Raw genomic sequence first — 21,688 nt, 5'->3', positions numbered from 1 at the left:
ATCCGGAGCGCCGCGTGTTCATACGATCATTCGAACGATATGGACGGCGACGGGCTTGGGGGCACGGCGGTGCGGGTCGAGGATTTGTTGGGCATGCCCGAGCTGCGACTGGCCCTGCTGGCGGGTACGGGGCGGCTCGGCCGCGAGGTGCGGCGCGTGTCGGCGTACGATCCCACCGCCCCGGGCCGGGGTCTGGCCGGCGGCGAACTCGTGGTGGCCGGCGAAGTGCCCGCGTCCCCCGCCGAGTCCGCACACCTCGTCCGCGCCCTCGCCACGAACGGCGCGGCGGCCCTGGTGCTCTCGCCCCGGCCGCCGGTGGCCGAGCCCGGTCCCGACGATGTGCCGTATCCCCTGGTCGAGGCCTGTGTTCGGGCCGGCCTGCCGCTGTTCCTGGCGCCGCACTCGATCCCGGCGGTCCGCATCGCCGAGGTGGTCGCCCACCGCATGGCCCGAGAGTCCGACCCCACCACCGAACACTCCCCCAGCCGCCAAACCCGCCTGCTCACAGCCCTGACCAACGGCGCCGACACCCAGGCCTTGCTCACAATACTGTCCACCGAACTCGCCACCCCCTGCCACGTAATCACCCCTGCGGGCCGCCTCTTGGCCACCGCAACCCCAACGCCGGAGGGCACGACGGCGACGGGGTGGAACGGGTCGGCCGACGCCGGCGGGGCGGGGTCGGGCAGGGACGTCGGGGCGAATGGGGCGGTCCGGCCGAGCGAAGGGCCGAGGGCGGGTGGGTCGGCCGAGGTGACGCCGTTGGAGCGATTGCCTCGAGGGGCATCGGGCGAGGCGGGCGGGATCGCGGGACCGCCCGACGGCGCAGGGGGGCGCGCCTCGATCGCGCCGCCCGAAACGACGGGTTCGCGCGACGTCGTGGGAGCGGTCGGGGCCGGTGCGGCGGTGGGGGTCCGCGTGGCGGGTCGCTCCGGCGCGGTTGCCCGGTCGGAGGGGGCGGCGCTCGGGGAGGGCTCGCCGGGGGGCCGTTCTCTCGGGAGGTCTGGGTGCCGGGAGGTGGCTCAGGTTATGGCCCGGGGTGGTGGTGGGGTGCCGGTTCTGGTGGGTGGGGACACCGTGTTTGCCGTGGGGCGCGGGGCCGGGCCGGTCGGGTATCTGGTTTGCGGTGGGGATCGCCGTACCGACGAGGCCCTGGCGCGTGTGGCCGACCTGTTCGTGCTCGGCGATGCGCGGCGCGCCGAGCGGGCGGCCGTGGAGGCGGCCCACGCGTGGGAGTTGGTCGACCTCGTCGAGTCGGATGCGGCCCCGGACACGATTCGGGCCCGCCTGAGTGCGGCCGGCCTCCCGCCCGACGCGGCGCCGATCGTCTGCTCGGCCGCAGGCCACGGCGCCGACGCCGCAACCGCACGCCTGGTCATCGACCTGATCGAGCACGCACTGGACGAGGAGCCGACCGCGCGGTGGGTGGTGGCCGTCGGCAAGGCCGAGGTGGTCGTGTTCGCCTCGGCCGGAACCGGCCCCGGCGGCGCGACGCGCGTCGCTCGCGCGCTGGAGCGGGCGGCCGACTGGTGGGAGCCCCTCCTCGGGGCCGAGCGCCTGGCGATCGGCATTGCCGGGACGTCACCCACGTGGGGGACGGCATTGGCCGAGGCCAGGGGCGCGCGGGACCTCGCATGGACGCGCCCCGGCCGGCTCACCGTGGCCGAAGGCCCCGAGATCGACGCCTACCCGGCACTGCTCACCACGGTCCCCTCACCCGTGCGCGCCGCGTTCGCGGAGCGGGTGCTGGGCGGGCTGCGGGCGTACGACGCGGAACACGGCACCGACCTGATCGACACCCTGGCCGCGTTCCTGGCCGCCAACGGCGCCTGGCAGCGCTGCGCCGGGGCGCTCGGCGTACACGTCAGCGCACTGCACCAACGCATGGGCCGGGTAAGGGATCTGACGGGCCGTGACCTGTTCTCCGCCCGGGATCGGGTGGACCTGCTCCTGGCCCTGGAAACCGACCCGGCCGGCTGACCCCGGGCCGAGCAACGGCGCCGACGGCTCGGCTACTTGGCGCCGCTGTCCTGGAGGTCGGCGAGCGACGCGGCCCAGCGGAAGTACTTGTTGCGGCCCAGGTCGCCGATGGTGGTGATCTTCAACGACGCCAGGTGCTCGGCGTGCGCGTCGGTGATCCCGGCCAGTCCCGCGACCGGCGCGGCCAGGACCTCGCTGAGCGTCTTGTTCTCGTATGCCTTGTCGAGCAGCTTGTCGAGGTCGGCGGTCACGGGCATGAGTACTCCCTGCGGGTTCGTCGCGGCCGTTCGCCGCGATTCGCCCCCATGTTCCGTCGTAATTGTCATTGATTCCGACATTTGCCCGATCACGCGTGTCGCAGATCGAGCACCGGACCGAGTATGGGATCGAGCGCCCGATCGCGCATCCGACCGCATGGCGCCACATGGCACGGCAGATCGGGCACCCACCGGCGCAACCTCCCGACCGGCGAGTCGATCGGCGCGACGCTGCGCGATCTCCCGCTGCCGACGCCACCGCTCCAACGGCGCCAGGGCCGCGAGGATCAGTACCGCACACAGCAACGGAATCGGCACCGGATGCGGCAACGGCCAGACGCCGCCGGACACTTCGGGTGCGGCCCACATGAGCTGTCCTCTCCGCTGCGCGCTTCGGACGTCAGGACCGACGAATCACGATGTCGCCCGAAAGCGTGCGGGCACGCACCTCGACCGTGTCGTCGGTCGGCGCCGGGCCGTCGACCGAGTCCAACGAGGTGTGCACCTTGCCGGCCATGGAGTTCAGGTCGAGCCAGGCGGCGGTGCCCTCGCGGATCCCCACCTCCAGCTCGCCGGACGCGGTCTCCAGCCGGATCGCGCCGTGCACCACCTCGCCGATCCGGACGCTGCCGGACACGGTCTTGGCGCCGACGGTGGTCAGCGCCCGGTCCACGGTGATGTCGCCGAGTGTGCTGTTCAGGCGCAGGTCGCCGCTGACCGCGCCGAGCGAGATGCCGCCGGCGGTGTTGCGGACCACCGCCGTGCCGTCGATCTTGCCGACCCGGATCTCGCCCGTCGCCGCGCTGATGTCGGTGTGGCCCACCGAATGCGCCACCGAGACGTCACCGGAGGTGGAGTTCAGCCGCAGTGCGCCGGTGCGATCCAGTCGGATGTTCCCCGAGGCGACCGAGAGCCGGGTCTCGCCGACCCGCCCCTCGACGTGGATGTCCGCGGCGGCCGCCTGGCCCTCGATCCGGGAGCCGGTCGGCAACTCGATCGTCACGTCCACCGAGGCACTGCGCCCGAAGAACGAACGGCTCTTGTTCCTGGGCACGCGCACCGACAGGCGCCCCGAGGAGCAGGTGACCGAGGTCTGCTCGGCGGCCTGCACGGACGCGGTGTGCGACGGGTCGGTGGGGCGTACCTCGACGACCGTGTCGACGCGGTCGCTCGCGCTGACCCGAAGGCTGCCGACGACCAGGTCGACGGTGGCGAAGATCGGCTTGGGAGTATCGAAAGTAGGCATGACATCCCGTCCTGGGGAGTTGAAGGTCGTACTCCGTAGGGGCGTACTCGGTTGCGCGCACACGCCGCCCGCAGGACGCGTGCGGCGCGCGTCTCGCGGCAGCCGCCGTCGGGCGCCACCTGCCGGCGCGTCCCGGGGCGCCGGCCGCGCATCGGGTCAGCGCACCCAGCCCGTGTACCGCTGCCTGCTGCGCGACGTACCGCGTCGTTCGCGTCCGCGCTCCTCGGCGGGGTCGAGCGCGGCGGTCACCGTACGGGCCAGCCAGGCGTTGACGGACAGGCCCGCCCGACCGGCGGCCTGTTCGATCCGAGGCTTGATGTGCTCGGCGAGCCGCAGTGTGATCCGCGCCGTACCGCCCTCCTCGGGCCCTGGCGCGGACGCGACCGGCGGCGGCTCGGGGGCCTCGTCCGGCTCGTCGTCGAAGGCTCCTCCGCCGGCCTCCTCGAACGAGCGCGCGACCGCCGGCGACACCACGAAGTCCGGGTCGAGCCCCCGCAATCGCATGTCGACCGACCCCGGCGCCAGGTCGCGGCTGATCTCGTCGGCGGCGGCGGACAGCGCACTCAGCAGCGCGAGCCTGGTCGCCGATTCGAGCGGCCCGATCAACCGCTCGGCAAGCGCCCGCGCCTCCGCACCGTTCGCCTCGGCGGCAACCGCCAGTTCACGGCAGAGCTTGTCGACATACGGCGTGAGGTCCATGACGTCATCATGACGCCATAATGACGTCATGGCAAGCAGGCCACGCCACAACTTGACGTCACGTGACATCAAAGCTCCCCAGACGCCACCCCAAAGGCTCGGCGGTATCGCCGCCCGCACCCCCCTTCGCTCCGCCACAGCCGACGCCACGACCCCAACGCGCCACCCCGGCCCCTTTCCCACTCACCCGCCACCTCGGCACCCTGACCACCCCGCCGAACACCGGGCGAACGCCACCGAGCCGAGTCGACACGCCCGGGAGCCGAACCGACGGGCAACGCACGGGCAGAACCGGCCCGACAACCTGAACGCCCGTCCCGCATCGACCCACGACACCGCCGACACCTCGCACGCACACGTCGGCACGTCGGCACGTCGGCACGTCGGCCACGAAATCGCCCGCCGCCGGGGACCGGACAAGCCGTAACACCGCCAACTCCCTCCGGGTCGCCGACGACGACACCGAGGCGGCGATCAAGCCCGAACAGAACCGCACCAACGCAGCGCCTCCACAACTCTGGCGCGCCGACGCCCCGCCCGGCTCAGCAGGCAGCCCCGCCAGAAAACGGCTACCAGGCAGCTCCTCGCCGAGTACCGCCACCACCGACCGGCCAACCGCGCCGAGGCGCCCCGTCACACGCCCACCACCGCCCCGACGCCGCCCACGACTTCGTGCGAACCCGTCGTTTCACGCGGCCCCGTCCGAGGCACGCAGCCCCGCGCAACCGGGCCGCCCCACGGCCCCACCCGCCTTGCCCGACGCCCCCGACCGACCCACCGCAGCTCCGGCCCGTCCCGGTCGCCGGCAACTCCCGCTTGCAGCACCCCACTCGACCTCACACCCCCGGCGCCCCGCCCCGCTCACCCCATGCCTCTCCGCCGCCCCACGCAACCCACCGCGCGCGCCGGCCCCACCCCCGCGCGCCATCGGCAACAAGCGGCAACCGCCCCGGTGTCGGCGCGCCTTAGACTTCGGGCCGTGAGTGAGAACGAGCTTGGTGGCTTCCTCCGTGACCGTCGCGCGGCGGTCACGCCTGCCGAAGTCGGGCTGCCCGACGGGCCCCGGCGCCGTGACCCGGGGTTGCGGCGGTCCGAGTTGGCGGGCCTGGCGGGGGTCAGCGTGGAATACCTGACGCGGTTGGAGCAGGGGCGCGACCGACGCCCCTCCGGCCAGGTACTGGCCGCGCTCGCCGACGCGCTGCGGTTGACCTCGGAGGAGCGGGTCCACGTGCGCCTGCTCGCCCGGGCCGCCGGCGGCAACGCGTTCTCGTACGCGGCGGTCGAGCCGCCCACACGCACGATCCGGCCCACCGTTCGCGCTCTGCTCGACCGGCTCGAACCGGCCCCCGCGCTGCTGGTCGACCGGCTCGGCGACGTCCTGGCGTTCACCAACGGCTACGAGCGGCTGGCCCGCCCCCTCGGCATCCTCGACCCGGACCAACCCAACCTGGTGCGCTACGTGTTCACCGATCCCCGGGCCCGCGCGGCCTACCCCGACTGGGAGCGGATAGCCGACGAACACGCCGCGATCCTGCGCACGGCCGCCTCGTTCGCCGATCCCTACGTCCAGGACTTCCTGGACGGCCTCGCGATCACCGCCGGCACCGTGTTCAGCCGCCGACTGGCCGCGCCGGCCACCCCGCCGCGCCGGGTCGGCGTGGAGCGGCTGGCCCACCCGGAGGCGGGCGAACTGCGCCTGGAGCGCGAGATCCTGGATCTCGCCGACGTCGACCAGACGCTGGTCGTCTACCTCCCCTGCGACGAACCCACCTCCGCCGCCCTCGACCACCTCACCGGCCGCCACCCGGGCGCGCTGCGCGCGGTCTGACCACCGCCACCGCCTTCCCCGCCAGGCACTCGGGGAAGGCGCAACGCAGCGATCAGGTACCGGACTTGCGGCCGTACACATACACCTCGTCACCGGTGTGCAGCAGGTCCCAGTAGGCCTTCGCGTCCGCCGGCCGCATGTTGACGCAGCCGTGCGAGCCGGGCGGCGAGGTGACCGAGCCGTCGATCGCGTGGAAGGCGATGCCGCCGTCGAAGAACTGGCTGTACGGCATCGCCACGTCGTAGAGCGTCGACCAGTGGTTCAGCGCCCGGTAGTAGACCTTGTGCAGCCCGGTGCGGGTGGCGAAGTCGGCCCGCCCCGAACGGATCTGCACCGGCCCGTACACCCGCTTCGCGCCGTCCTGGATCCAGCTGACCTGCCGGCCGAGGTCCACACACGCGATCCTCCCGACATCGGTCGGACACCCGCCCTCCCCGCCGGCGGACCGCCGCTTGAGCGCCGTGTAGGTGACCGGACCGGCGTAACCGGCCGCCGGGCGAATGCCGTTGTCGGCCTGGTACGTCCGGATGGCCCGGCAGTCGGCCGCGGACTCCCACCCGTCCACGGGCAGTCCGAGCGCCGCCTCCACCTGCCGCTGATACGGCCCGGTCCGCGAGGTACACGCCGTAGGCGCCGCACTCGTCGGCGCCGCGACCACCACCCCCAGCGGCATCACGACCCCGGCCGCGACCACCACCGTCCCCACCCGCCGACACACCCGCCCGAGCACACCCATCGCCGCCCCCTTCGCAGTCGACTCCGCCCGCCCGCACCGCCGTTCGACCCGCGGACGTCCCGGTCACCGGCAGGTACGCGACCTGCCACACTCCGTCAATCCTGCCCGCGCCCGACGGTGCCGCACACCCACCAACAGGTCTTTTCACCACGACCCGGCAGGACCACGCACCTCGACGACCCCGGCGTGACGCCCGAACTCTCCTACGTCACCGTCGACTTCGTCGGCACCAGCAGCACCGCGACCACCGCGGCGACCAGCAACAATCCACCCGCCGCACCGAGCGATACCGCGTAGCCGTGGGCGAGTTCCCGCTTCGACGCGCCCTCGTCGGGTCCGGTCACCGAAGCGGCCAGGGTGACCAGCGCGGCCAGCCCGATCGAACCACCGATCTGGCGCGAGCTGTTGATCAACCCGCCCGCCATGCCCGCCTCGTGCGCGGCCACGCCGGAGGTGGCGGCGGTACCCAGCGGTACGAAGCACAGGCCCGCGCCGATGCTCGCCACCAGCGACGGCCCCAGGATCGAGCGCAGGAACGTACCGTCCGCGTCGAAGGCCAGACCGAACCACCCGAAGCCGACCCCCACCAGCACCCCGCCCAGCGCGAGCAACCGCCCGAGGCCGACTCGGGCCACCACCTTGGTGGCCAGCACCGAACCGATCAACACCCCGAGCGAGAAGGGCAGGAACGCCACCCCGGCGGCGGCCGGACCGTAGCCGAGCACCTGCTGGAGATACAGCGAGGTGAAGTAGAACGCGGCGAACTGCCCGGAGAACAACAACATCATGAACAGGTTCGCACCCACCACCGGCCGACGCCTCAACAGTCCCATCCGCAACAGCGGTGTGGGGACCCGTAGTTCGACCAGGACGAAGGCAACAAGCAACACCACCGCGGCCGTGAGCGTAGCGATCGTGACCGCCGAGCCCCAGCCCTGCCGTTCGGCCCGCACCACACCCAGGACCAGTGTGGTCGCCCCGGCGGTGACCAGCAGCGCCCCCGCCGGATCGAGCCCGCCGCCGGCGCCCCGCGTGGGCCGGTCGCCGGGCAGTCGCCGGGCGGCGAGCAGCGCGAAAGCCACGATCGGCACGTTGATCAACATCACCGCCTGCCACCCCGCCGACTCGGTCAGCAGTCCGCCGATCAGCACCCCGCACGCACCCCCGGCCGCCGCCGTCGCACCCCACAGGCCGAGCGCCCGGGAACGGGCCGGCCCGGCCGGGAAGGTCACCGTGATCAGCGCGAACGCCACCGGCGCCAGCGCCGCGGCGCCGACCCCCTGTACCGCACGGGCCGCGATCAGCGCCGCGGGCGAGGAGGCGAAGCCGCCCGCCAGCCCGGCCAGGCCGAACACGGTCAGGCCGCCGATCAGCGTGCGCCGCCGACCCACCAGGTCACCAACGCGCCCGCCGAGCATCAACAACCCGCCGAAGCTCAGCGCATACGCGTTGACCACCCACGGCAGCCCGTCTACGCCGAAGCCCAGGTCGTCACGGATGTCCGGCAGCGCCACATTGACCACCGACATGTCCAACGCGACGGTGAACTGCACGGTCAACACGACCAGCAGCAACAACCGGGTACTCGGCTGCCCCCGCCCCGCCCCACCCGAAGCCGCGATCGTCCCGGTCGCCCCGGTCGCCGTCCCACCCCTCGCCCCGGTCATCCCCGCACCCCGACCCCGTCGGCGCGCGGCTCCAGGCACGTGCCGGCACGCACCCCGATGGACATCACCTCGGCGGGCCCGTCCGCCTCCAGTCGGTGCCACCGCCCCCGCAGATCGGCATGCAGGTCGGCATCGGTCTCCACGCGGAAGACGGCCACCTGCCGGCCTGCCGCGTCCCCGGTCATCCGGCGCTCCCCGACCTCGATCCGGCCACCGACTTCGACCAATCGCACCGCGGATTCGAACAGGTCGACATACGTCATCGAAACTCCTTGCCCCAGGGAAAAGCGCGCCGGGAAACACACCGGCAGCGCATTGACGTACTCTGTACGTGAACAGCCTCAGTCGAACACGTACGCCGTACGTACGTCAAGGAGGAGCAGCATGCCCGCGCCCCGAAAGTTCAGCCGCGAACAACTGCGGACCGCGGCCCTGACCCTGGTCGACACGCACGGCCTGGCCGCGCTGACCATGCGCAGCCTCGCGGCGGCACTCGGCACCGGGGCGATGACCATCTACAACTACGTGGACGGGCGCGAGGGCCTGGAGGGACTGCTCGTCGAGGCCGTCCTGGCGGACGCGCTCCCCGCGACCGAACCCGGCGCCGAGGCGGACGACTGGCAGGCTGAGGTCCGCCGGCTGGCCGAGGCGAACTGGCGCGCCGTCCGCGCCCACCCGGACGTGATCCCGCTGATCCTCACCCGCCGGATCACCGACGAGGCGACCCTCGTACACGGCGAGGCCCTGCTGCGCGCCCTGGCCCGCAGCGGTCGCCGAGGCGTCGAACTGCTGTACGCCTTCCGCACCGTGACCGGCTTCGTCACCGGCTTCGCCCAAGCCGAACTCGCCGGTCCGCTCTCCATCGCGCCCGACGAGGACGTGCGGGCCATCACCGACCGGGCCCGAGCGCTGCCCGCCGACCGTTTCCCGTACCTGATCGAGATCGCCGGCGCGGCGGCCGAGAGCTCACCGTCCGACGAGTTCCGGGCGGGCCTGGACCTGCTGCTCGCCGGCCTGGAGCAGCCCTCGGCCGGATCGGACGCCCGCCGACTCGACCCCGGCGCCGCATAGGGCGTGTCTTCCAACCCCGCCGAATACGCACCGAAATCGCCGGGAATGACCCCGGCGGCTCGCTCGTTGTACGGAGCAGTCGGTGAGCGGGTGTCCCCGGGCCCAATCATTGCCGCCGCGAGTTACCGTTCGGCTGGAATCGCGGTGTGCCACCCGCCGAGAGGTGATCCCGTTCACCGACCCGAAGACGACGGCGTCGCCCCCTCCCCCCGAGGGCGGCGCCGTCCCTCGTCTTTCCGGCCCCGCGCAACCGGCGCCCGGGCCGACCCCTCCCCGGCATCCGGGACAATCCGCGCTGCAACCGTCCCGCGCCCGGGATCGTCCGTCTTCCCGAAGGCCACCGGCGCACAATGATCCGCGACCGGTACATGTACGGTCCGTTCCGGCCGCCCGATACGGTGTCGAGCCAGTCTGCGGCAACGCGACGCCGGTCCGACGACAGCACTCTCGGGGGTTGGTTTGAATTCCGTTCCGGAGCACGGCGGGCGCCGCCGGCGTACTCCCGAGTCCGCGTCCCCCGACCCGGTCGTGCCCACCGGTTCCGCGGTCGAGGGCGACCCCGGGACGGCCGGAGCCGACGACACCGGTGCGGGCGTACCGCGCCCCCGGCGCGCCGACGGCCGGGGCCGCTCCCGCGCCCGCTCCGGACGCAAGGCCAAGTCCACCGGCCACGGCAAGCCGCGCCGCTTCCGCAAGCTCAAGATCACCGCGATCGTCTTGTCGTTGGCGCTGGTCGCGATCGGGATCACCGGCTTCGTGATCTATCAGAAGCTGAACGGCAACATAAAACACAGCAAGCTCAACATCAGCGATGTGGACGTGCCCAAGGAGGCCCCGGACGCGTTCGGGCGCACCCCGATGAACATCCTGATGATCGGCTCGGACGGCCGGGACAACCCGAACGACTGCAAACTCGGCGGCGCGTGCGACGGCGGACCGCCGCGCGCCGACGTACAGATGTTGCTGCACGTGTCCGCGGACCGGAGCAACGCGTCGGTGATCAGCATCCCGCGCGACACCCGGGTGCAGGTCCCGACCTGCACCGACCCGAAGACCAAGCAGCGGTTCAACCCGATCAACACCACGATCAACGAGTCGCTGGGCCGCGGCGGACCCGGCTGCGTGGTCGGGACCTGGCAGTCGCTCACCAAGATCCACATCGACCACTTCATGATGGTCACCTTCTCGGGCGTGGTCTCGATGGCCGACGCGGTCGGCGGGGTCGAGGTCTGCGTGCAGTCCAACATCCAGGACGAGCAGATCGAGTACGTCAACGGCGTGCGGCACGAGTACGGCTCGCACCTGAAGTTGACCGCCGGCAAGCACAACATCCAGGGCGAGGACGCACTGAAGTGGCTGCGCACCCGGCACGCCTTCGAGGACGGCGGCGACGTCGGCCGCACCCACGCGCAGCACATGTACCTCAACTCGATGGTGCGCACGCTCAAGTCCAACAGCACGATCACCAACCCGATCAAGCTGTTCAAGGTCGCCGACGCGGCCTCCAAGGCGCTGACCGTGGACGACGGCCTCAACGGGATCCCCAAGCTGACCTCGCTCGCGAACACGCTGAACAAGGTGAACACCAACCGGATCACCATGACGACGATGCCGCACACGCCGGACCCGCAGGCGCCGAACGAGCACCTGATCCCGGCCGCGTCCGCGGAAACCCTGTTCAAGATGGTGCGTTCCGATGTGGCCTTCGACAAGAACGGGCCGCCGCCCGGTAGCGAGACCAACCCGCCGGCCACGCCCGATGCGCCGCCCGCCCCGACCCTGGACAAGGCCGCGGTCCAGGTCACGGTGGTCAACGGCACGACCAGGACGAGCCTGCCGGGCCTGGTCACCGACCGGCTGATCGCCCAGGGCTTCACCAAGGCAGTCCGGGACTCGACCCCGCTCAAGCGGCAGACCAGTACGGTGATCCACCCGGCCGACGCCAAGGACCAGGCCCAGGCCGTCGCGGACTCGCTCGGCCTGCCGGCGAGCGCCCTGTCCGCGCAGCCGAACGCGACGCACATCACGGTCCAGATCGGCACCGACTGGGGTTCGGAGGCGACCTTCAAGGGCGGCAAGGGCAGCACGACCTCCGCGCCTCCGTCCGCCCCGCCGCCTCCGCCGGCGGGCGAACTCCCCAAGGATTCGGCCGCGTTGAACGGTGCCGACGAGGGTGCGTGCATGAAGGTCTACACCGACGCCAAGGACCGCAACGGAAAGCCGATCTACACCTGGTGATCCGGCGACCCCGGTGACCCGACGGGCCGGTGGCGAATCGCCGCCGGCCCGTTCGTCGTATGGTCGCGCCCGGCCCCGACGCACCGGCCCGATCGCGCCGTTTCTTCGTTCGCCATCCCGAACACGGCTGCACATAAAGCCGGTTCGGGATGTTTTGTACCGACGCCATGTCGGCCTCCCGTCGAAATGACGGTAAGGTGGTTCCACCGAAGACATTCAGTACGTCGGCTTCCTTGTCGACGCCGTCCTCGGTGGGCGACGACGCCGGCCGTGCCGGCGGGTCCGAAGGCGAGTGCACCGACTGTCCGTGCAGCCCGCCTTGCGTCCGCCGACCAGCGCACAGCGCCATCACCCGGCGCGGGCCCGGCCGCCCGCATCGAGTCCCGTGACCTCGCCGCCTCTTCGGCCCCGCGCGCCTTCGCGCGGCCGTGCGACGACACGGGCCCGGGTGCCCCGCCGCCCGACTCCGGTCCCACCGGACGACTCGAAACCAGGTGCATACCCGATGATCAACCGCCCCCACCATCCCCACACCGCCCCCGGCATGCCCACCGTCGCCCACGCCATGCGACCTGCCGTGGTGCGGATCTACGCGAACACGATGGTCGACAAGGCAATCGACCTCGTACACGCCGCCGACGCCGACCACGCGATCCTGCACGCCGAGGACGGCCGCTGCCTGGGCATCGTGCGCCGCGCGCAACTCGCGCCGTACCAGACCCGTTCCTGGTACACCGCACGTACGCCGATCCGGAACATCACGCACGAACGCGGCCCCTTCGCCCGGCCCACGACACCCGCCGCCGAGGCGCTGGCCACGATGCGCGCCCGCGGCCTGCGGGTATGGGCGGTGACGGACCCGGAGGGCCGAGCCGTCGGCGTACTGACTCCCGAGTCCCTGCGCGCCGTGCTCGCCGACACCGACCGCTCGATCGGCGCGGCGGCGTAACCCCCAGGCATCCGACGGCGGTTCGTTCGGTACGGCTCCCGTACCGGCCGAACACCCGCCCGCCGCACCGCGATCCGCCATCGATGCGCGCATCGCCCCCCGGACCGTGCGCTTTTGCGAACTCCGAGCCCGACTCCGACCCGACCCGTCCCTAGACCCGCTCCGGGACGGTGATCGCCGGATAGTCCACGTAGCCGCGCGCACCGCCGCCGTACACATCCGCCACCGGCGGCGGGGCCGGCGCCAAGCCCCGGGCGATCCGCTCCGGCAGGTCGGGGTTGGTGATGAACAACCGGCCGAACGCCACCACGTCGGCGAGGCCGTCGGCGATCAGTCGCTCGCCGGTGGCCGGATCGACCGGGGTGGGGCCGTTGTGGTTCGCGATCAACATGCCGGACCAGCGCGGCCGCAGGTCGGCGAGCGCCGCGTACGCACCACGTTCGAGGATGTGCAGGTAGGCCAGGCCGATCGGGTCGAGCGTGTCGACCAGCGCCCGGTAGGTGCCGCGCGCGTCCGGCTCCACGAGTTGGTTCTCCGGGTTGTCCGGCGAGATCCGCAGCCCCACCCGGTCCGCGCCGATCTCCGCCGCGACCGCCTCCACCACCTCGAACACGAAACGCAGCCGGTTCTCCCGCGAGCCGCCGTAGCGGTCGGTGCGCAGGTTGCTGTTCTCGGCCAGGAACTGCTGGAAGAGGTATCCGTTGGCGCCGTGGATCTCGATGCCGTCGAACCCGGCCTCGATCGCCCGGCGTGCGGCGTGCGCGAACGTGGCCACCACCTCGGCGATTTCGGCAACGGTCAGCGCCCGCGGGACGACATGCGGGAGCAGGCCCTCGCGGGTGTAAATGGGCGCCTCGGTAATCCGCACCGCCGACGGCGCGGTGGGCGTCTCGCCATCCAGCGTCACCGGGTGGGTCATCCGGCCGACGTGCCACAGCTGGGCGAAGATCCGCCCACCCGCGTCGTGCACGGCGGCGGTGACCTCGCGCCACCGGGCCACCTGTTCGTCCGTACGCAGCGCCGGAACGCCCGGTCCGGCCTTGCCGAGCGGGTGCACCGAGATGCCCTCGGTGATCAACAGCCCGGCGCCGGCGCGCTGTCGGTAGTAAGTGGCGGCGAAATCGCTCGGCACGCCGGTGGCGTCGTCGGCGCGGCCTCGGGTCATCGGGGCCATCGCGATCCGGTTGGGCAGATCCAGGCGGCCGTGGCGATAGGGGGCGAGCAGCGGGTTGGCGGTGCGGGTCGAAGAGGTCAACGCGGTATCCATTCCTGTGGTGGGCGTGGGTCGGGTGGGCCGGTGGCGGCGGTTTCGCGGACTCAGCGGTCCAGCGCGGTGACCTCGACCTCGATCAGCCAGTCGGGCCGAGCCAGCGAGGAGACCTCGACGAGGGTGTCCGCCGGATACGGCACGGACAGGAACTCCTCGCGCAGCCGGATCACCTCGTCCAGGTTCTCGGCCATGTTCCGGACGTAGATGCCGACCTTGACCACGTCGGCGAAGGTCACCCCCGCCTCGGCGAGCACCCGCTCCACGTTGCGGAAGGCCTGCCGGCCCTGGGCGAGGAAGCCGCCGTCGACGGTGCCTCCGCTCTCGTCGAACCCGGCCTGCCCGGATACGAAGATCAGGCCGCCGGCGCGGATGGCCTGGGAGATCCGGTACGGCTCGTACCAGTCGGGGGTGGTCGCGATGCGCTCGATCCGGGCGCGGGTGGTGTCGCCGGCGGCGTCGTGGGTGGTGGTGACGGTCATCGCATACTCCAGGGTGAAAAGAATCTGCATGCACATGCATGATTTGCTTGCGCATGCATAATCTGGCACTGCATGTAATCTGCTGTCAACAGCGGATCGATCCGCGCTCGGCCCACAACGGCCGGACACGGGTTCGACCGACCGGAGAAAGGACGGGGTCATGGACGCGAAGCTCTGGGAGCAGGTCGTCGTGCTGCACGCGCGCGTCGAGCACGACCTCGGCCGGACACTTCAGCGGCGACACGGCATCGGCCTGTCCGAGTACCGCGCGCTGTCCCGACTCGCGGTGGCGCCCGACGGCGAGCTGCGCATGCAGGAGCTGGCCGACTCGATCGGCCTCAACCAGAGTTCGGTCAGCCGCCTCGCGGTCCGCCTGGAAACCGACGGCCTCACCCGACGCGACCTGTGTCCCAAGGACCGCCGAGGGGTGTACACGGTAATCACCGACGACGGCCGCACCCGCCTGACCGAGGCCGCCCAAACCTACGCCCAGGCCCTGACCACAGCCCTGGAAAAGGCCGCCGGCGACCCCCAACTGACAGAAATCGCCACAGCCCTGGGAGCCATCCCAACCCCGGTGGGCTGAGCACCCGGCGCCCGCCGGGCCGGGAGGCACCTTCTCGGCGCCCGGCTCCGCGCCCACCCCCGCACCGGGCTCAGCGGCCCACTCGGCGTCCGGCCAAAAATCGCCGCTGGTCGGCGAGATAGCCGTCGACGAACAGGTCGCGCGGTGCGAAGACCGCGGTGAGGAAGGTCTTCGTCTCCGAATCCTCGATGTCCGCGTCGACCATCGAGTGCGCCGCGTCCGGGTAGTGACGTACCGTCAATTCGGCCCGCCCGGCGAGCAGCTTGCGATACTCCGCCTCGGTCTCGACCACGTCCACGTTCACGTCGCGCCCCCCGAGCATCAGCAGCACCGGCACCCGCACCCCGGCCAGGTCCGCACTCGCGTCGGCTCCGGCGTTCTTGCGGACGAAGCTCCACCGGTCCGCCGACATGGTCGCCGCCGAGCCCAGCGCGGCGCGGTACCGCTCGTACCCGGCGCCCTGCACGATCAGCCGCCGAATCTCGTCGCTGCGCCGGACCTCGGTGTCGATCCGGGCCTGCGACGCATGCTCCGCGCGCAACTCGGCGAGCAGGTTGAACCGGCCCTGTCGCAGCCAGTTGATCGCGGGCGACACCGCGATCACGAATTTCACGTCGGGCGTGCGCGCGGCCACCTTCGGCAGCACCCAGCCCGCCTGACTGGCACCCCACAGGCCGACCCGCGCATGATCCACGTCCGGCCGCGACCGGCTCCAGGCGATCGCCGCCTCGGTCTCCCGGGCCCGATCCTCCATGCTCTGGTCGAGCCAGTTGCCCGGCGACCCGGACACGCCCGGCTTGTTCCACGAAAGCGTCGCGTAGCCGGCCCGCGCGTACGCCTCCATCTGCGGCCGATAGAAGCCGTCGTTGGTGGCGTTCCGCGCACCGTCGCCATGCACGAGGACCACCAGGCCGTACGGTCCCCGCCCGTCCGTGGGCTTGGCCAGGACGCCGTCCAGCCGCTGCGCGCCTTCATGGAAGGCGATCCGCTCCTCCTTCAGGTCATAGGTGTTGGCCTGGTCCGCGTACACCACCGCGCCCAGTCCCACCGTGAGCAGCAGAGCGAGGATCGCCGCGCACGTACTCAGCACCCGATGGCGTCGAACGAACCCGCGGATCCCCAAGTCGTCATCTCCCTTCGAACAACGTCTGCGGTATCGTAGCTATCAAATCATAAACGCTCGTTACAGCAACGAACGTTATCGTTTGCATATACTGCTCTCGGACAACCCGGCCGCGGCCCCGCTCGCCCGCCGGGCGTCACCCACCGGCCTCGGAGGCGGCAATGGACCAGGAACAGGCAGCACCCGCGCACGACAGCCCGAAGCCCCCGGCCCCGGTCATCGGTCGCGGGCTGCCGGAGGGTGCGCGGCGGCGGGCGGCCGAGCTGTACTGGGAGGCGTTCGGTCGCAAGTTGGGCGCCGGGCTGGGTCCCGCCGAGGCCGGGATCGGGTTCCTGGCCGAACACATGCACCCGGACCGCGCCGTGGTCGCGACCCGGGACGGCGAGCTGGTCGGCCTGGCCGGCTACGCCCACGGTGGCCGCGGCCTGACCGGCGGAACCGCGGGCGACGTGCTGCGCGCCTACGGCGGCATCCGCGCGCTGCCCCGACTCGCCGTCCTGACCCTGTTCGAACGTCGGCCGGGGCGTGGGGAGTTGGTGATGGACGGTATCTGCGTCGATGCCGCGCAGCGCGGCACGGGCATCGGCGGCCTGCTCCTCGACGAGGTCGCCGCCGTGGCCCGCGAGCTCGGCTGTCGGCGGATCCGGCTCGATGTGATCGACGTCAACCCACGAGCCCGGGCGCTCTACGAGCGACACGGCTTCGTAGCGACCTCGACCCAGCGAACTCCCTTTCTGCGCGGGCTGATGGGCTTCGGCGCAGTGACCACGATGGTCCGCCGGGTCGGGCCCGCGCATCCGGGCGGGCGCGGGTGAGCACGAGGGCGCGGGTGCCGCGCTCGTATGCTCGGGACATGCCAGGAACGCCGGACACGGGCCGCGTCGAAATCCCCACCCGCACCCTCGTACACGCGCTCGTACGCGGCGACGGCAGCGTCGACACCGGGGAGCTGTACACCGTCGCGGGCGCGCTCGGCATGTCCGACCAGCAGGTGCGGCTGTGCGTCAAGCGCCTGGTCGCCGAGGGCCGCTTCACCCACGAAGGGCGCGGACGCAGGGCGGTGCTCAGGGCGACCGAGGATGCCCGACGCACCCTCGAACCCAACGTCGAGTTCGTACGGCACGCGTTCCGCCAGGACCGGGGCGAGGTGCCGTGGGACGGCGCATGGCGGCTGGTCGCGTTCGCGATCCCGGAGTCCGCACGATCGGCGCGCGACGCGCTGCGCGACACCATCGTGTGGCTGGGCGGCGCGGCACTGCACGGCGGGCTGTACGCGTGCGCCAACGACTGGACGGAGCTGATCTCGGCCGAGGCACACCGCCTGGGCGTCTCCGCCGCGGTCACCCAGCTCACCAGCCGAGACCTGCGCATCGGCACCATCGACCAACCACGCGCCCTGGCCGCGAAGTTGTGGCCCCTGGACGAAATCGCCGGACGCTACACCCGGTTGCTCGAAATCGTCCGCCCCCGCCTGACCCGCCTGGAGTCCGGCACCGACTTCACCGACGTCGAACTGCTCACCATAGGCGTCGAGTTGGGCGTCGAATTCACCCGCGCCATCGAACCGGACCCCCTCCTGCCCCCGGAACTCCTACCCACCCCATGGCCCGGCCGGCAGGCCCGCACCCTGCTCACCCAAACCTGGTCAACGCTGTCCGAGCAGGACCAAACAAACACAACAAACCGGCTGTACCGCCTCTACGAGAACCTGTCCCACCCCTGACGCACCACGCGCTTCGTGGCCGTCGAGTCCGTATCCGGCACCGGCATCCGGGTCGGATATTCGGTGTCTGTGCGTGTCGTGAGGACACAGGATGGGGCGCATGACTTTGGCCACCCCCGTGCTGCATACCGCTCGCCTGCGGCTGCGGCCGTTCACCGATGGCGACGCGGACTCGCTCTTCGCACTGCACAGCAGCACCTACGTGATGCGCTACTGGGACTCCCCACCGTGGACCGAACGGGCCCGTGCCGAGCGGTTCGTCACGATGTGCCGGACGATGGCGAACGACGGCACCGGGGCCCGGGTGGCCATCGACCGTGCTTCCGATGGGGCCTTCGTCGGCTGGTGCGGTCTGACCGCGTGGGACGAGGACTGTCGCAGCGCGTCGTTGGGCTACTGCCTCGGCGACGCGATGTGGGGCCACGGCTTCGCGACGGAGGCCGCGCACGCCGTGCTGCGGTGGGCGTTCGACACGCTGGACCTGAATCGGGTTCAGGCCGAGACCGATACGCGCAACGTGGCGTCCGCCCGGGTCCTGGAGAAGATGGGATTCGTGCGGGAAGGGACGCTGCGGGAGGACTGCGTCGTGAACGGCGAGGTGTCCGACTCGTGGATATTCGGGTTGCTCAGGCGAGAGTGGCAGCCGTCGGCCGTGCAACCATCGAGGCCGTGAGGCCCCGGTGCAAAGGGAGTAGTGGTCGTGGACGTCGAGCAGTTCGCCGTGGTGCTCGGGGAGCGTATGGGGCGTCCACGACGCAACGAGCGCCGCTCCCGTGGTGAACGGCTGTCCGACGCGCTGCGCGACCTGGTCGAGGGCGGCGAGTTGCTGGCCGAGACCCGACTGCCGTCCGAGCGGGCGCTCGCCGACGCCCTCGGGTTCAGCCGCGGCACCGTCGCGACCGCCTACCTCTCGCTGCACCGGATCGGCCTGGTCGAGCGCCGCCACGGCAGCGGGTCCTACGTGCGCGCCGGCGGCCGGCCGACCTTCGCCCGCTGGCTGCGCGAGGGCACCATCGTCGTGGACCTGGCCAAGGCCGCCGTACCCGACACCACGCTCCTGCCGCACACCGCGCTGCGCGTCGAGGACCTGCTCGACTCCCGTCCCCCGGACGGCTACGGCCCCACCGGCGACCCGCGGCTGCGCGAGCTGATCGCGGCGCACGAGTTGCCCGCCGGCTTCACCGCCGACGACGTCGTGGTGACCTCGGGGGCGCAGCAGGCGATCCACCTGATCGCCGACGCGCTGCTCGTACCCGGCGACCGGGTCCTGGTCGAGGCGACCACGTATCCCGGGATGCTCGCGGCGGTGTACCGCTTCGGCGCCGAGGCGATCCCGGTCCCGGGCGATCGCCACGGTTTCGACCCGGAGGCGCTGCGCGCCGCGATCCGCCGGCACCGGCCCGCCTTCGTGTTCTCGCTGCCGGTGCACAACCCGACCGGTGCGGTGGTCTCGGCCCGACGGGCGAAGGCGATCGCCCGAGTCGCCGCCGAGGAGGGCGGGCTCCTGGTCGAGGACCGCACGCTCGCGAGCCTGGCCGAGGGGCCGGTGGCCTCGGCGATCGAGCACGTGGCGGACCGTACGGTCTGCCTGGGCTCGTTGTCCAAGACCACGTGGGGCGGCCTGCGCCTGGGCTGGATCGCCGCGCCCCCGAGCGTGCGCTCGCTCCTCGTCGAGGCCAAACAACGCACCGACCTGGCCACCTCGACCCTGGACCAGCAACTGGCGATCCACCTGCTGCGCGACCCGGGCCGCCCGGCCCGGGTCGGCGAGTGGTTCGCCGATCTGACCCGGCGCCGCGACCACTTCACCGCCGAACTCGCCGAGCGCCTGCCCGAATGGGAGTGGACGACGCCCCTCGGCGGCCTGTCCCTGTGGGCCCGACTGCCCGGCGTGGACGGCGAGGACTTCGTCGCCACCGCGCTGCGCCACGGCGTCGCGGTCTCCCCCGGCGCGGTCTTCGCCCCCGCGCCGCACACCGCCGGCGACCGCATCCGGCTCAGCTATGCCTGGCCCGAACCGGTCCTGTCCCAGGCGGTGGACCTCCTCGAAGCCGCCTGGCGCGAGACCCCCAAGAAAGCCTGACCCGCCCGTTCCGACGCGGACCACGAACGCCCGTACCCCCGGCGCTCCTTCGGGCTGCCCGAACCGAATCGGCGCCCGCCCGTCCGATCCGTGAACATCCCCTAGTGGACCAATATCGATACGGCTAATGTGCCACTTGGCAAGTGGCACATCGACATGCTTGCCAACGATCCACTTTCTCGGCATCGAGTCGAGCGACCCCGGTGGGAGCAGCCATGGCACTGATCGAAGCGGACCGGATCTGGATGAACGGCACGCTCGTGCCGTGGGCCGACGCCAAGGTGCACGTACTCAGCAACGGTCTGCACTACGGCACGGGCGTGCTCGAAGGCACCCGCGCGCACGCCACCCCGCGCGGCCCCGCCGTGTTCCGCCTGGACGACCACCTGCGCCGGTTCCGGGAAAGCGCGCACATCCTGGGCTTCGAACTGCCCTACGACCCGGCCGCGCTGCACACCGCGACGCTGGAGTTGATCGCGGCCAACGGACACGACGAGTGCTACCTGCGCCACCTCGCGCACCTGGGCTACGGCGAGATGGGTCCGGGCTTTCGCCCCGGGCTTCCGGTCGAGGTGAGCATCGCGGGCTGGGAGTGGCACGCCTACCTCGGCGACAGCGCCGAGCGCGGCATCCGGCTCGCCACCAGTTCGTGGCGGCGCAACGACCCCAACGCGATGCCGCCGGCGGCCAAGGCCACGGCCGGCTACCTCAACTCGGCGCTGGCCAAGACCGCCGCGCTGCGCGCCGGTTACGACGAGGCGCTGCTGTTGAACGCGGACGGGTACGTCAGCGAGTGCAGCGCGGCCAACGTGTTCGCGGTGCGCGAGGGCGTGCTCTGCACTCCGCCGCCGAGCGCCGGCGCGCTGCGCGGGATCACCCAGGACACCGTGCTCACCCTGGCCCGCGACCTGGGCCTGGAGGTGCGGGTGCAGAACCTGCTACGGAGCGATCTGTACACCGCCGAGGAGGTGTTGGTCACCGGCACCGCCGCCGGGGTGATCCCGGTGGCGTCGCTGGACGACCGCGAGGTGGGCAGCGGTCCGATCACCCGCAAGATCCAGGCCGCGTACACCGCGGCGGTCACCGGCAGGGACGAGCGGTACGCGCACTGGCTCACCCTCGTGGACCAGTGACGGCGACCGAACGGGTCGCACCCGGCGGTCGACACACCCCCAAATAGGGGAAATCTCCCATGATGTGCAGTTTTTCGGATATTCATACCTCGCCCCGCTCGCGCACACTCCATGGGAGATGACATGCGTATCCGTACCACCCTGGTAGCCGTCGCCGGCGCCGCCCTCTTCGCGTTCGCCGGTGCCGGTACCGCCCAGGCCCACGAAAGCGGCGTCGAGGTCGACCACACCACCGTCTCCGGAGTGCTCATCGGGCACGGCTGTGGCCACGGCGGCAAGGTCGCCGCGTTCCACGCCTCGCACACGCACGTCTCGATCCGCTGACATACGCCCGCAGCGAACGCGGAAAGCGGCCCGTCCACCCCCAAGGTGGGCGGGCCGCTCTGCTGTGTACGGTGCACAAGGGCCGGCGACGACCCCAGGGCATCGACGCATCCCGATCGCCCGCACCTTGACTTCAAGTCGACTTGAAGTTCTACGGTTCGAACCGAAGTCTCCACGGTTTCGACGTGTCGCCCGGGCACCGTCGCCGGCCCGCGTCCGGCATCCTGGACCACCCACGGGGAGATCCGCCATGCAGAGCCCGCCGTCCACCGACGTCCGCCCGCGCCGCCACCCGA

21 protein-coding genes are annotated in these 21,688 nt (G+C 71.8%); 12 read left to right on the top strand and 9 right to left on the bottom strand.

Going from position 1 to position 21,688, the window contains the following annotated elements:
• Window positions 1–93 precede the first annotated feature (93 nt).
• Window positions 94–1,980, top strand: coding sequence for a helix-turn-helix domain-containing protein (locus tag ACMXN5_RS29005; protein ID WP_439677712.1), 1,887 nt, complete (start codon window positions 94–96; stop codon window positions 1,978–1,980).
• A gap of 32 nt (window positions 1,981–2,012) precedes the next feature.
• Here ACMXN5_RS29005 and ACMXN5_RS29000 read toward each other — a convergent pair whose 3' ends face one another.
• From ACMXN5_RS29000 to ACMXN5_RS28990, 3 genes are all read right to left on the bottom strand, one after another.
• Window positions 2,013–2,237, bottom strand: coding sequence for a hypothetical protein (locus ACMXN5_RS29000; protein WP_078974137.1), 225 nt, complete (start codon window positions 2,235–2,237; stop codon window positions 2,013–2,015).
• A 400-nt stretch (window positions 2,238–2,637) separates the two neighbouring features.
• Window positions 2,638–3,483, bottom strand: coding sequence for a DUF4097 family beta strand repeat-containing protein (locus ACMXN5_RS28995; RefSeq protein ID WP_439677711.1), 846 nt, complete (start codon window positions 3,481–3,483; stop codon window positions 2,638–2,640).
• A gap of 156 nt (window positions 3,484–3,639) precedes the next feature.
• Window positions 3,640–4,182, bottom strand: a complete 543-nt coding sequence (locus tag ACMXN5_RS28990) for a hypothetical protein (RefSeq protein ID WP_439677710.1) — start codon at window positions 4,180–4,182, stop codon at window positions 3,640–3,642.
• A 979-nt stretch (window positions 4,183–5,161) separates the two neighbouring features.
• Here ACMXN5_RS28990 and ACMXN5_RS28985 point away from each other — a divergent pair.
• Window positions 5,162–6,010, top strand: coding sequence for a helix-turn-helix domain-containing protein (locus tag ACMXN5_RS28985; RefSeq protein WP_439677709.1), 849 nt, complete (start codon window positions 5,162–5,164; stop codon window positions 6,008–6,010).
• A 52-nt stretch (window positions 6,011–6,062) separates the two neighbouring features.
• On the opposite strand, the gene ACMXN5_RS28980 is transcribed toward ACMXN5_RS28985, so the two are convergent.
• From ACMXN5_RS28980 to ACMXN5_RS28970, 3 genes are all read right to left on the bottom strand, one after another.
• Complete coding sequence (locus ACMXN5_RS28980; protein WP_395790507.1) at window positions 6,063–6,746, bottom strand: L,D-transpeptidase family protein; 684 nt, start codon at window positions 6,744–6,746, stop codon at window positions 6,063–6,065.
• A 203-nt stretch (window positions 6,747–6,949) separates the two neighbouring features.
• Window positions 6,950–8,413 (bottom strand): MFS transporter, encoded by a 1,464-nt coding sequence (locus ACMXN5_RS28975; protein WP_439677708.1) that lies wholly within the window; start codon window positions 8,411–8,413, stop codon window positions 6,950–6,952.
• The gene (locus ACMXN5_RS28970) at window positions 8,410–8,676 is read right to left on the bottom strand and encodes a hypothetical protein (RefSeq protein WP_439677707.1); all 267 of its coding nucleotides are present in this window, start codon (window positions 8,674–8,676) and stop codon (window positions 8,410–8,412) included. Before ACMXN5_RS28970 ends, ACMXN5_RS28975 begins: the two co-directional genes overlap by 4 nt.
• A 121-nt stretch (window positions 8,677–8,797) precedes the next feature.
• Here ACMXN5_RS28970 and ACMXN5_RS28965 point away from each other — a divergent pair, with 121 nt between their 5' ends.
• The 3 genes from ACMXN5_RS28965 to ACMXN5_RS28955 all read left to right on the top strand — a co-directional run bounded on the left by ACMXN5_RS28965 (window position 8,798) and on the right by ACMXN5_RS28955 (window position 12,671).
• Window positions 8,798–9,484: a TetR/AcrR family transcriptional regulator gene (locus ACMXN5_RS28965; RefSeq protein ID WP_439677706.1), complete on the top strand. Its 687-nt coding sequence runs from the start codon at window positions 8,798–8,800 to the stop codon at window positions 9,482–9,484.
• Between the two features lie 459 nt (window positions 9,485–9,943).
• Entirely contained in the window at window positions 9,944–11,722 is a 1,779-nt protein-coding gene (locus ACMXN5_RS28960; RefSeq protein ID WP_439677705.1) for an LCP family protein, read from the top strand.
• Window positions 11,723–12,227: 505 nt separating this feature from the next.
• On the top strand, window positions 12,228–12,671 hold the full coding sequence (locus tag ACMXN5_RS28955) for a CBS domain-containing protein (RefSeq protein ID WP_439677704.1): 444 nt from the start codon (window positions 12,228–12,230) through the stop codon (window positions 12,669–12,671).
• Window positions 12,672–12,822: 151 nt separating this feature from the next.
• Here ACMXN5_RS28955 and ACMXN5_RS28950 read toward each other — a convergent pair whose 3' ends face one another.
• Complete coding sequence (locus tag ACMXN5_RS28950) at window positions 12,823–13,938, bottom strand: alkene reductase (RefSeq protein ID WP_439677703.1); 1,116 nt, start codon at window positions 13,936–13,938, stop codon at window positions 12,823–12,825.
• 50 nt (window positions 13,939–13,988) lie between these two features.
• Window positions 13,989–14,450, bottom strand: a complete 462-nt coding sequence (locus ACMXN5_RS28945; RefSeq protein WP_439677702.1) for a RidA family protein — start codon at window positions 14,448–14,450, stop codon at window positions 13,989–13,991.
• A gap of 130 nt (window positions 14,451–14,580) precedes the next feature.
• Here ACMXN5_RS28945 and ACMXN5_RS28940 point away from each other — a divergent pair, with 130 nt between their 5' ends.
• A complete protein-coding gene (locus ACMXN5_RS28940; RefSeq protein ID WP_395790522.1) occupies window positions 14,581–15,006 on the top strand; it encodes a MarR family winged helix-turn-helix transcriptional regulator in 426 nt (141 codons plus the stop codon).
• Window positions 15,007–15,076: 70 nt separating this feature from the next.
• Here the strand turns inward: ACMXN5_RS28940 and ACMXN5_RS28935 are convergent, their stop codons facing one another.
• Window positions 15,077–16,129 (bottom strand): alpha/beta hydrolase family protein, encoded by a 1,053-nt coding sequence (locus tag ACMXN5_RS28935; RefSeq protein ID WP_439677701.1) that lies wholly within the window; start codon window positions 16,127–16,129, stop codon window positions 15,077–15,079.
• A gap of 161 nt (window positions 16,130–16,290) precedes the next feature.
• Between ACMXN5_RS28935 and ACMXN5_RS28930 the strand changes: the two genes are divergently transcribed.
• The 6 genes from ACMXN5_RS28930 to ACMXN5_RS28905 all read left to right on the top strand — a co-directional run bounded on the left by ACMXN5_RS28930 (window position 16,291) and on the right by ACMXN5_RS28905 (window position 21,392).
• Window positions 16,291–16,944 (top strand): GNAT family N-acetyltransferase, encoded by a 654-nt coding sequence (locus ACMXN5_RS28930; RefSeq protein ID WP_439677700.1) that lies wholly within the window; start codon window positions 16,291–16,293, stop codon window positions 16,942–16,944.
• Window positions 16,945–16,982: 38 nt separating this feature from the next.
• Window positions 16,983–17,852: a PaaX family transcriptional regulator C-terminal domain-containing protein gene (locus ACMXN5_RS28925; RefSeq protein WP_439677699.1), complete on the top strand. Its 870-nt coding sequence runs from the start codon at window positions 16,983–16,985 to the stop codon at window positions 17,850–17,852.
• 100 nt (window positions 17,853–17,952) lie between these two features.
• Entirely contained in the window at window positions 17,953–18,525 is a 573-nt protein-coding gene (locus ACMXN5_RS28920) for a GNAT family N-acetyltransferase (RefSeq protein WP_439677698.1), read from the top strand.
• 27 nt (window positions 18,526–18,552) lie between these two features.
• Entirely contained in the window at window positions 18,553–19,935 is a 1,383-nt protein-coding gene (locus tag ACMXN5_RS28915; RefSeq protein WP_439677697.1) for a PLP-dependent aminotransferase family protein, read from the top strand.
• A gap of 215 nt (window positions 19,936–20,150) precedes the next feature.
• Window positions 20,151–21,068: a branched-chain amino acid transaminase gene (locus ACMXN5_RS28910; protein WP_439677696.1), complete on the top strand. Its 918-nt coding sequence runs from the start codon at window positions 20,151–20,153 to the stop codon at window positions 21,066–21,068.
• A gap of 123 nt (window positions 21,069–21,191) precedes the next feature.
• Window positions 21,192–21,392: a hypothetical protein gene (locus tag ACMXN5_RS28905; RefSeq protein WP_395790536.1), complete on the top strand. Its 201-nt coding sequence runs from the start codon at window positions 21,192–21,194 to the stop codon at window positions 21,390–21,392.
• Window positions 21,393–21,688 lie beyond the last annotated feature (296 nt).

The organism is Embleya australiensis (assembly GCF_051903075.1).
GTDB lineage: Bacteria > Actinomycetota > Actinomycetes > Streptomycetales > Streptomycetaceae > Embleya.
The sequence above is the reverse complement of the archived record's forward strand: the minus strand, read 5'-3'. Positions and strand labels throughout refer to the sequence as shown.